Below are 10,529 nucleotides of genomic sequence, written 5' to 3'. Positions count from 1 at the left end.
CAGGCCGGCGCTCTTGGCAGAAGGTAATCGGTCATGGTGCTGGCTCCCAGCCATGCAGTAGCGAACCCCGTCTGACAGTGTGCGTCATCGAAAGCTCCACAACCGCCCGTTCCAGAGCGGCCTCCTGCGTAAAACCAAGACATTGGGGCCTGCCTCTCAAAGCAGGACAACGTCGTACTGTTCCTGGGAATACATGGCCTCGACCTGGAACTTGATGGTGCGGCCGATGAAGACTTCCAGATCGGCGACGTTGCCCGACTCCTCGTCGAGCAGGCGATCCACCACCTTCTGGTTGGCCAGCACCAGGTAGGAATTGGCCTGGTAGGCGCGCGCCTCGCGAAGGATCTCGCGGAAGATCTCGTAGCAGATGGTTTCGGCGGTCTTCAGCATGCCGCGTCCCTGGCAGCTCGGGCAGGGCTCGCAGAGCACCTGCACCAGGCTTTCGCGGGTACGCTTGCGGGTCATCTGCACCAGGCCCAGCTCGGTGATGCCGATGATGTTGGTCTTGGCATGGTCACGTTCGAGCTGCTTCTCCAGGGTCCGCAGGACCTGGCGGCGGTGCTCCTCGTCTTCCATGTCGATGAAGTCGATGATGATGATCCCGCCCAGGTTGCGCAGGCGCAGTTGGCGGGCGATGGCGGTGGCGGCCTCGAGGTTGGTCTTGAAGATGGTCTCTTCGAGGTTGCGGTGGCCGACGAAGGCGCCGGTGTTCACGTCGATGGTGGTCATCGCCTCGGTCGGGTCGATGATCAGGTAGCCGCCGGACTTGAGCAGCACCTTGCGCTCCAGCGCCTTCTGCACCTCGTCCTCGACCCCATAGAGGTCGAAGATCGGCCGCTCGCCGGGGTAGTGCTCCAGGCGGTCGGCGATTTCCGGCATCAGTTCTTCGACGAACTGCGTGATCTTCTGGAAGTTCTCCCGGGAATCGACGCGGATCTTCTCGATGCGCGGATTGACCAGGTCACGCAGGGTGCGCAGGGCCAGGGACAGGTCCTCGTAGATCAGGGTCGGCGCGCCAACGGTCTGGATCTGTGCGGCGATCTGGTCCCACAGGCGGCGCAGATAACGGATATCGGCAAGGATTTCGTCCTCCCCGGCACCTTCAGCGGCGGTGCGCAGGATGAACCCACCCTGCTCGACGATGCCTTCGGTCTTCACGCAGTTGGCCACCACCTGCTTGAGGCGCTCGCGCTCGACTTCGTCTTCGATCTTCAGGGAAATGCCAACGTGGCTGGTGCGCGGCATGTAGACCAGGTAGCGCGACGGGATCGACAGATGAGTGGTCAGGCGCGCGCCCTTGGTGCCAATGGGGTCCTTGGTGACTTGCACCACCAGGCTCTGGCCCTCGTGCACCAGCGCGCTGATGCTCTCCACGGCGCTGCCTTCGCGGGTGGAAATCTCCGCCGCGTGAATGAACGCCGCACGTTCCAGGCCAATGTCGACGAAGGCCGCCTGCATGCCCGGCAGCACGCGCACGACCTTGCCCTTGTAAATGTTGCCGACGATCCCGCGGCGCAACGTGCGCTCGACGTGAACCTCCTGCAGGACGCCGTTCTCCACCACCGCCACGCGCGATTCCATCGGCGTGATATTGATCAGGATCTCTTCGCTCATGCGCCCTTCCTTATCGCGCCCGGAGTCGTGCAGCGCTACTTCGTGATCAAGACTGCCAGCAAGGGATGGAGAAGTCAGCCAGCAATGCAGCCGTTTCGCACAGGGGCAGACCGACCACGGCGCTGTAGCTGCCCTCCACGCGGCTGACGAAGACCGCCGCGAGCCCCTGGATAGCATAGCCACCGGCTTTGTCATGGGGCTCGCCAGTGTCCCAGTAGCGTTCGGCCTCTTCCGTCGAAACGCTACGGAAAGTTACCCGACTGCTCACCACCCGCGCTTCACAGCGGTCGCGATTGGCCACGGCCACCGCGGTGAGCACTTCGTGTTCACGGCCGGACAGCGCCTGGAGCATCGCCAGTGCCTCGGCGCGATCGGCCGGTTTGCCGAGGATGCGCCCGTCGAGCACGACAGCGGTATCGGCCCCCAGCACACAGACATCCGCCCGCTGGGCCAGGAAATGCAGTCCCGCCTGGGCCTTTTCACGCGCCAGCCGCTCGACATACGCGACAGCCGACTCGTCGGCGTGGGGCGCTTCGTCGACGGAAGCAGGCACGATATGGAACGGCAGACCGATCTGGGTCAGCAGCTCGCGGCGACGCGGCGAGCTGGAAGCGAGGTACAGCTGGGACATCAGAGACTCCCGAAGCCGGCCCGATGCAGTTGGCACCAGACCCGACGAAACGCCCCGCAGCGGGGCCTCAGTTGATGTTCAGGCGCAGACGCAGGGCCCGGAGCAGCGTATAGACCCACGGCCAGAGCAAGGCACTGACCAGCGCCGGCAGCAGGAACACCAGGGTCGGCGGGCGGTTGCCGGTCAACGCGCTGATCCATAGCTGGACCAGTTGCGCCAGGCCGAACACCACCAGCAACACCAGGCACTGTTGCCAGATGGGGAACATCCGCAAGCGCTGATGCAACGACAGCACCAGGAAAATGATCAGGCTGAGGATCAATGCGTTCTGCCCCAGCAGGGTGCCGTACAGCACGTCCTCGGCGAGCCCCAGCACCCAGGCGCTGAGCATGCCGACCTTGTGCGGCAGGTAGAGCACCCAGTAGGTCAGGAACATCGCCAGCCACAGCGGACGGCCGATCTCCATGAAGCCGGGCATCGGCGCCACCGAGAGCAGCAGCCCCAGGACCAGGCTGAGCCAGATCGCCCAGCCGTTTCGCGAGCCTTGGGCAGCCATCAGTGGCGACTCCTTGCTTCAGGATGCGCCGGAGCCGGTACGACAGGCGCGGCGCCAGTGCTGCCCGCCGGATGCTCGGGCTGGGCGGCCGGAGCGGTCGGATGCGTGGCGTCCTGCGCCGGAGCGGCGGGCGCGGCGTCGCCTGGTTGAGCCGGTGCGCCAGACTCGGCAGCCTTGCGATCGGCCTCCGCCTGGGCTTCGGCGGCATCGGTGGCGCGCTGCTCGGGCGTACGGCTGTCGGTGAACACCAGCAGCACGTAGCGGCTGCGGTTCATCTTCGCGGTAGGCACCGCACGAATGGTGGCGAATGGCGCCCCGGTATCGTGCAGCACTTCCTTGACGGTGGCCACCGGATAGCCGGCCGGGAAGCGCTGCCCCAGGCCGGAGCTGACCAGCAGGTCGCCTTCCTTGATGTCGGCGGTATCGGCGACGTAGCGCAGCTCCAGGCGTTCCGGGTTGCCGGTGCCCACGGCGATGGCGCGCAGGCCATTGCGGTTCACCTGTACCGGGATGCTGTGGGTGGTATCGGTCAGCAGCAGCACGCGGGCGGTGTAGGGCATCACCTCGACCACCTGGCCCATCAGGCCACTGGCATCGAGCACCGGCTGGCCCTGGAACACGCCGTCCTTCTCGCCCTTGTCGATCAGGATGCGCTGGGTGAAGGGGTTCGGGTCGACGCCGATCAGCTCGCCCACCAGCACCTTGTCGTCGACCAGGGCAGAGGAGTTGAGCAACTCGCGCAGGCGCACGTTCTGCTCGGTGAGGGTGGCCAGCTTCTGCAGGCGGCGCTGCATCAGCAGTTGCTCGGCCTTCAGGCGCTCGTTCTCGGCCAGCAACTCGCTGCGGCTGGTGAACTGGTCACGCACGCCTTCCCAGGCACGAACCGGGAAATCGGCGATGCCATAGAAGGGACTCAGCACGAGGCCCATCTGGCTGCGTACCGGTTTCAGATAATCGAAGCGGGCATCGACCACCATCAAGGCGACCGACAGGACAGCGAGCACCAACAGGCGCGCGCCCAGCGAGGGCCCTTTGGAGAATATCGGTTTGATGACCGGCTCCTAGCTGTTCGGGGTCGGTTGAAGTGTTGCCACGGGCTGGCAAACGTCAACCGACCTCTACAGGGCTCCCCACCTTATTCGGTGGAAAGCAGGTCCATCGAATGACGGTCCATCATCTCCAGCGCCTTGCCGCCGCCACGGGCGACACAGGTCAGCGGGTCTTCGGCGACGATCACCGGCAGGCCGGTTTCCTGGGCCAGCAGCTTGTCCAGGTCGCGCAGCAGCGCGCCACCACCGGTCAGCACCAGGCCGCGCTCGGCGATATCGGAAGCCAGTTCCGGCGGGGACTGCTCCAGGGCACTCTTGACCGCCTGGACGATGGTCGCCAGGGATTCCTGCAGCGCTTCGAGCACTTCGTTGGAGTTCAGGGTGAAGCTGCGCGGTACGCCTTCGGCCAGGTTGCGGCCACGGACGTCGACTTCGCGGACTTCGCCGCCCGGATAGGCGGTACCGATTTCCTGCTTGATGCGCTCGGCGGTGGATTCGCCGATCAGGCTGCCGTAGTTGCGGCGCACGTAGGTGACGATGGCTTCGTCGAAGCGGTCGCCGCCGACGCGGACGGATTCGGCGTAGACCACGCCGTTGAGGGAGATCAGGGCGATCTCGGTGGTGCCGCCGCCGATGTCGACGACCATGGAACCACGGGCCTCTTCCACCGGCAGGCCGGCGCCGATGGCTGCGGCCATCGGTTCCTCGATCAGGTACACCTCGCGTGCACCGGCGCCCAGGGCCGATTCACGGATGGCGCGGCGTTCCACCTGGGTGGACTTGCACGGTACGCAGATCAGCACACGCGGGCTGGGCTGCAGGAAGCTGTTCTCGTGCACCTTGTTGATGAAGTACTGCAGCATCTTCTCGCAGACGCTGAAGTCGGCGATCACACCGTCCTTCATCGGACGAATGGCGGCAATATTGCCCGGGGTACGGCCGAGCATGCGCTTGGCTTCGGTACCGACTGCTACCACGCTCTTCTGGCTGCCGTGGCTACGGATGGCGACCACGGACGGTTCGTTCAGGACGATGCCGCGCTCGCGCACATAAATAAGGGTATTGGCAGTGCCCAGGTCGATCGACAGATCACTGGAAAACATGCCACGCAGTTTTTTGAACATTGGAAAGAAACCCGTAGGTGGAGCGTGGGTGAAAAATGCGCGGGTAAAAAAGTGCGGCAAACTCTAACAATCACGGGGATTTTGGGCAAGGCGGCAATTTATGCTAGATTCCTCGTTTTTCCGGGCCTGCAGCGCCCGTCCCAGCGGCCTTCGACCGTCTGCCGCGGGTTCTGTTCCCTGCCCCCAAAATTCTGTCCGGCCAGGACCAGTTGGAGCCTGGCTGCTCTAGCTGGAGACCCCGATGGCGCTTGAACGCTCCGACGTGGAAAAGATCGCCCACCTCGCCCGCCTGGGCCTGGAGGAAGCCGACATTTCGCGCACCACCGACACCCTGAACAACATCCTCGGCCTGATCGACGCCATGCAGGCGGTCGACACCGACGGCGTGGAGCCCCTGGCCCACCCGCTGGAGGCCACGCAGCGCCTGCGCGCCGACGCAGTCACCGAGGAGAACCGCCGCGAAGCCTACCAGGCCATCGCGCCGGCCGTGGAAGACGGCCTTTACCTCGTCCCGAAAGTCATCGAGTAAGCGCTAAGGACACGGACATATGTTGCATCAATTGACCCTCGCCGAAGTCGCCCGCGGACTCGCCGACAAGCAATTTTCCGCCCAGGAACTGGCCACTGCCCTGCTCGCGCGCATCCAGCAGCTCGACCCGCAGTTGAACAGTTTCATCACCGTCACCGAAGAACTCGCCCTGGCCCAGGCCAAGGCCGCCGACGAACGGCGCGCAAAAGGCGAGACCGGCGCCCTGCTCGGCGCACCGATCGCCCACAAGGACCTGTTCTGCACCCAGGGCGTGCGCACCAGCTGCGGCTCGAAGATTCTCGACGCCTTCGTCTCGCCCTACGACGCCACCGTCGTCGAACGCCTGGCCGACGCCGGCACCGTGAGCCTGGGCAAGCTGAACATGGACGAGTTCGCCATGGGCTCGGCCAACGAATCCAGCCACTACGGCCCGGTGAAGAACCCCTGGGACACCTCCCGCGTACCGGGAGGCTCCTCCGGCGGCTCCGCCGCCGCCGTGGCCGCGCGCCTGATCCCGGCCGCCACCGGCACCGATACCGGCGGCTCGATCCGCCAGCCGGCCGCGCTGACCAACCTCACCGGCATCAAGCCGACCTACGGCCGCGTATCGCGCTGGGGCATGATCGCCTACGCCTCCAGCCTCGACCAGGGCGGCCCGCTGGCCCGCACCGCCGAGGACTGCGCGCTGATGCTCGGCGCCATGGCCGGCTTCGATCCGAAGGACTCCACCTGCGTCGACCAGCCGGTGGACGACTACCTGGCCGCCCTGGCCAAGCCGCTGAGCGGTTTGCGCATCGGTCTGCCGAAGGAATACTTCGGCGCCGGCCTGGACAGCCGCATCGCCGACGCGGTGATGAAGGTGGTCGAGCAGCTCAAGCAGCTCGGCGCGGTGGTCAAGGAGATCTCCCTGCCGAACATGCAGCACGCGATCCCTGCCTATTATGTGATCGCGCCCGCAGAGGCCAGCTCCAACCTGTCGCGCTTCGACGGTGTACGCTACGGCTACCGCTGCGAAGACCCGAAGGACCTGCAGGACCTGTACAAGCGCTCCCGCGCCGAAGGCTTCGGCGCTGAAGTGAAGAACCGCATCATGGTCGGCACCTACGCGCTTTCCGCGGGCTACTACGACGCGTATTACCTGAAGGCCCAGAAGATTCGCCGCCTGATCAAGAACGACTTCACCAACGCCTTCGCCGAAGTCGACGTGATCCTCGGCCCGACCACGCCGAACCCGGCCTGGAAACTGGGCGAGAAGAACAACGACCCGGTCGCCCAGTACCTGGAAGACATCTACACCATCACCGCCAACCTCGCCGGCATCCCGGGCCTGTCCATGCCCGCTGGCTTCGTCGATGGCCTGCCGGTGGGTGTCCAGTTGCTCGCGCCGTACTTCCAGGAGGGCCGCCTGCTCAACGTCGCGCACCAGTACCAACTGGTCAGCGACTGGCACAAACAAGCACCGGCTGGATTCTGAGGACGACACACATGCAATGGGAAACCGTGATCGGGCTGGAAATCCACGCACAGCTCTCCACCCAATCGAAGATCTTCTCCGGTAGCGCCACCACCTTCGGCGCCGCCCCGAACACCCAGGCCAGCCTGGTCGACCTGGCCATGCCCGGCACGCTGCCGGTGCTGAACCAGGAAGCCGTGCGCATGGCCTGCCAGTTCGGCCTGGCGATCAACGCCGAGATCGCCGAGCGCAACGTGTTCGCGCGCAAGAACTACTTCTACCCGGACCTGCCCAAGGGCTACCAGACCAGCCAGATGGACCACCCCATCGTTGGCAAGGGCCATCTGGACATCACCCTGGAAGACGGCACCGTCAAGCGCGTCGGCATCACCCGCGCGCACCTGGAAGAAGACGCCGGCAAGAGCCTGCACGAAGACTTCCACGGCATGAGCGGCATCGACCTGAACCGCGCCGGCACTCCGCTGCTGGAGATCGTCTCCGAGCCGGACATCCGCAGCGCCAAGGAAGCCGTCGCCTACGTCAAGGCGATCCACGCGCTGGTGCGCTACCTGGGCATCTGCGACGGCAACATGGCCGAAGGCTCGCTGCGCTGCGACTGCAACGTCTCGGTGCGCCCCAAGGGTCAGGCCGAGTTCGGCACCCGTGCCGAGATCAAGAACGTGAACTCCTTCCGCTTCATCGAGAAGGCGATCAACCACGAAGTGCAGCGCCAGATCGAGCTGATCGAGGACGGCGGCAAGGTGGTGCAGGAAACCCGCCTGTACGACCCGAACAAGGACGAAACGCGCTCCATGCGCAGCAAGGAAGAAGCCAACGACTACCGTTACTTCCCCTGCCCGGACCTCCTGCCGGTGGTGATCGAGCGCGCCTTCCTCGAAGAACTGCGCGGCCAGTTGCCGGAACTGCCGGACCAGAAGCGCGAGCGCTTCGAAAGCCAGTACGGCCTGTCCGCCTATGACGCCAGCGTGCTGTCCGCCAGCCGCGAAATGGCCGACTACTTCGAACAGGTCCAGGGCATCTGCGGCGACGCGAAGCTCGCGGCCAACTGGGTGATGGGCGAGCTGTCCAGCCTGCTCAACAAGGACGGCCTGGAAATCGAGCAGTCGCCGGTTTCCGCCGAGCACCTGGGCGGCATGATCCTGCGCATCAAGGACAACACCATCTCCGGCAAGATCGCCAAGATGGTCTTCGAGGCGATGGCCGCCGGCGAAGGCTCGGCCGATGCGATCATCGAAGCCAAGGGCCTGAAGCAGGTCACCGACACCGGCGCCATCGACAAGATGCTCGACGAAGTGCTGGCCGCCAACGCCGAGCAGGTCGAACAGTACCGCGCCAGCGATGAAGCCAAGCGCGGCAAGATGTTCGGCTTCTTCGTCGGGCAGGCCATGAAAGCCTCGAAAGGCAAGGCCAACCCTGGCCAAGTGAACGAATTGCTGAAGAAGAAACTCGAAAGCTGAGCCCACTCTTCATTGACGCCGGGCTTGCCCGGCGTTTTTTCGTTCGGAGGTTCGATGCTGCGCCCCTTGGCCCTTGCCGGCTGCCTGGCCCTGCTGGCCGGCTGTAGCACCCCGTCTTACGACCGTGACACGGAGGTCTCCGGCCGCGGCTACCGCGCCGAAGGCACCGCGTCCTATTACGGACGCGCCCACCACGGCAAGAAGACCGCCAGTGGCGAACGCTTCAACCAGCACGCCCTGACTGCCGCGCATCGCACCCTGCCCTTCGGCACCCGGGTGAAGGTCACCAACCTGAACAACGGCCGCAGCGTCGTGGTGCGAATCAACGACCGCGGCCCCTTCCACCGCGGCCGCATCATCGACGTATCGCGCGCCGCCGCCGAACAACTCAACATGTTGCGCTCCGGCACCGCGCCGGTGCGCCTGGAAAGCCTCGACTAGGAGAGGGGATGAGCACCGACAACCGCAAGGCCGGCGAGCAGGTTCGCCGCGAAGTGATGGGCGACGCCTTCGTCGACCGTGCCCTGGGCAACGCCACCGAGTTCACCCAGCCGCTGCAGGACTTCGTCAACGAGCACGCCTGGGGCGGTGTGTGGAACCGCGACGGCCTGCCGCGCAAGACCCGCAGCCTGATCACCCTGGCCGCGCTGACCGCGCTGAAGTGCCCGCAGGAGCTGAAAGGCCATGTGCGCGGCGCGCTGAACAACGGCTGCACCGTGGAGGAAATTCGCGAAGCGCTGCTGCACTGCGCGGTCTACGCCGGGGTTCCGGCCGCCATCGACGCCTTCCGCGCGGCGCAGGAAGTGATCGAGGCGTGGCAGGCGGACCAGAAGGCCTGAACCTGCACCCCATAGGCGAGAGTCGTAGTCATTGGTCCGGAGCTCGGAGTAGCTCTCGTAGGAGCGGAGCTTCTCCGCGATGTTTTTCGCTTTTGTTTGGGTGCTTCTGCGCCGCTTCGGCGTGCGCTGGGGCTTCTTGTTTCGCCCCCTCGGGCGACCTCCTTTGGCAAACACCCCAAAGGAGGCAAAGGTCTTGCCCCTGCATCCGGCCCCGACTCCGTCGGGGTTCCCTCGTTCCATCGGAGTTTCAGGGGCACGCCGCGAAGGGCCATCCCTGGCCCATCGCGGCTCTCGCGGCATCCATGCCGCTCAACCCCTGAAACTCCGACTCCACTCGGCCTCCTGAAGGGGCGCTCCGGAGTGCGCGGAGATTTCTCTGGAAGTCATCAAGATCAAGAGCAAGTAGGCAATACGCCTCCAAAAGCGGTGTTGCGCCCTTACGGATAACTGAACCGCTTCACCAGCGTCAGCTCACCCGGCTGGCGCATCGGGATCAGGAAGGACTCCTGCTTCTCGTTCACCGTTCCCTCCTCCGTGACGATAGTCACCTGCGCCGTGGTCAGCGGCTTGGCCGCGTTGACGTCGCCGGAGCTTTCATCCGAACTCCAGCCACCGCCGTAGTAGTTCACGTAGACCAGGTACTGGCCCTTGAGCGGGGTCGGGCTGGCGATGATTTCCGGGCCGTAGCCGGTGGTCACGTCGACATCCTGGGCGGCGCCATTGGGCAGCGAGCGGTTGCCATACCAGACATGCCCGCCGTCGGGCGTCACCAGGTGCAGGTCCAGGTCGGTGTTGTCGGAGTCCCAGGACAGCAATACTCGCAGCTTGGCCGGCACCTCCCCGCCGCCACCACCGTGGTAGAACTGCACGCGCTTGCGCTGCTGTCCCTCCGGCGAGATCACCTCGACACTGTTGGTGCCCGCCGGGAACGCGAAGGGCCGGTCGAAACCACCCTCCGCATCGATCTTCAGCGGCATGGCCACGCCATTCACCACCAGCCGCGCGGGGTCCTTGTTGTCCTTGGGCAGCGAGCGAATCTCTCCACGGATGCGTGCGGTTCCGGCCTGGTCCGCGCGGCTATTCACCGACGAAGCCGGGTAGTTCACCGTCTGCCGGAAGTCGGCCTTGTCGCCATCGCCCGCGCGCCAGCCCGCCACCGGCGTGTCGAAATGGATCGCGGATTCGGCGGCCTGCACGCCCCAGGGCAACAGGCTGGCGAGCAGGGACAGGCGAAAGGCGTGGGCGAGTTTCATGAC

Annotated in this window: 11 protein-coding genes; 5 read left to right on the top strand and 6 right to left on the bottom strand. The window is 65.3% G+C overall.

From position 1 onward, the window contains the following. Positions 1-156: 156 nt before the first annotated feature. The 5 genes from rng to mreB form a co-directional block, all read right to left on the bottom strand. Positions 157-1,614, bottom strand: a complete 1,458-nt coding sequence (gene rng / locus H681_RS05365; RefSeq protein ID WP_015475818.1) for a ribonuclease G — start codon at positions 1,612-1,614, stop codon at positions 157-159. A 46-nt stretch (positions 1,615-1,660) separates the two neighbouring features. Beyond that, a complete protein-coding gene (locus H681_RS05360; RefSeq protein ID WP_015475817.1) occupies positions 1,661-2,245 on the bottom strand; it encodes a Maf family protein in 585 nt (194 codons plus the stop codon). A gap of 67 nt (positions 2,246-2,312) precedes the next feature. Beyond that, positions 2,313-2,801 carry a rod shape-determining protein MreD gene (gene mreD, locus H681_RS05355; protein ID WP_015475816.1) on the bottom strand — a complete coding sequence of 163 codons (489 nt, stop codon included), beginning with the start codon at positions 2,799-2,801 and terminating at the stop codon, positions 2,313-2,315. Then, the gene (gene mreC / locus H681_RS05350; protein ID WP_236620532.1) at positions 2,801-3,805 is read right to left on the bottom strand and encodes a rod shape-determining protein MreC; all 1,005 of its coding nucleotides are present in this window, start codon (positions 3,803-3,805) and stop codon (positions 2,801-2,803) included. Before mreC ends, mreD begins: the two co-directional genes overlap by 1 nt. 131 nt (positions 3,806-3,936) lie before the next feature. Next, positions 3,937-4,974 carry a rod shape-determining protein MreB gene (gene mreB, locus H681_RS05345; protein WP_015475814.1) on the bottom strand — a complete coding sequence of 346 codons (1,038 nt, stop codon included), beginning with the start codon at positions 4,972-4,974 and terminating at the stop codon, positions 3,937-3,939. A 241-nt stretch (positions 4,975-5,215) separates the two neighbouring features. Here mreB and gatC point away from each other — a divergent pair, with 241 nt between their 5' ends. From gatC to H681_RS05320, 5 genes are read left to right on the top strand one after another with little or no spacing between them, the layout of a single operon-like run. Continuing rightward, entirely contained in the window at positions 5,216-5,503 is a 288-nt protein-coding gene (gatC, locus tag H681_RS05340) for an Asp-tRNA(Asn)/Glu-tRNA(Gln) amidotransferase subunit GatC (protein WP_015475813.1), read from the top strand. A 19-nt stretch (positions 5,504-5,522) separates the two neighbouring features. Beyond that, positions 5,523-6,977 (top strand): Asp-tRNA(Asn)/Glu-tRNA(Gln) amidotransferase subunit GatA, encoded by a 1,455-nt coding sequence (gene gatA, locus H681_RS05335; RefSeq protein WP_086009547.1) that lies wholly within the window; start codon positions 5,523-5,525, stop codon positions 6,975-6,977. A gap of 11 nt (positions 6,978-6,988) precedes the next feature. Next, complete coding sequence (gene gatB, locus H681_RS05330) at positions 6,989-8,434, top strand: Asp-tRNA(Asn)/Glu-tRNA(Gln) amidotransferase subunit GatB (protein WP_015475811.1); 1,446 nt, start codon at positions 6,989-6,991, stop codon at positions 8,432-8,434. Positions 8,435-8,488: 54 nt separating this feature from the next. Continuing rightward, entirely contained in the window at positions 8,489-8,875 is a 387-nt protein-coding gene (locus H681_RS05325) for a septal ring lytic transglycosylase RlpA family protein (protein WP_015475810.1), read from the top strand. 8 nt (positions 8,876-8,883) lie between these two features. Next, positions 8,884-9,273 (top strand): carboxymuconolactone decarboxylase family protein, encoded by a 390-nt coding sequence (locus H681_RS05320; RefSeq protein WP_015475809.1) that lies wholly within the window; start codon positions 8,884-8,886, stop codon positions 9,271-9,273. 437 nt (positions 9,274-9,710) lie between these two features. On the opposite strand, the gene H681_RS05315 is transcribed toward H681_RS05320, so the two are convergent. Then, positions 9,711-10,526: a YfaP family protein gene (locus tag H681_RS05315; protein WP_015475808.1), complete on the bottom strand. Its 816-nt coding sequence runs from the start codon at positions 10,524-10,526 to the stop codon at positions 9,711-9,713. Positions 10,527-10,529: the final 3 nt, after the last annotated feature.

This window comes from Pseudomonas sp. ATCC 13867 (assembly GCF_000349845.1).
Taxonomy (GTDB): Bacteria; Pseudomonadota; Gammaproteobacteria; order Pseudomonadales; family Pseudomonadaceae; genus Pseudomonas.
The sequence above is the reverse complement of the archived record's forward strand: the minus strand, read 5'-3'. Positions and strand labels throughout refer to the sequence as shown.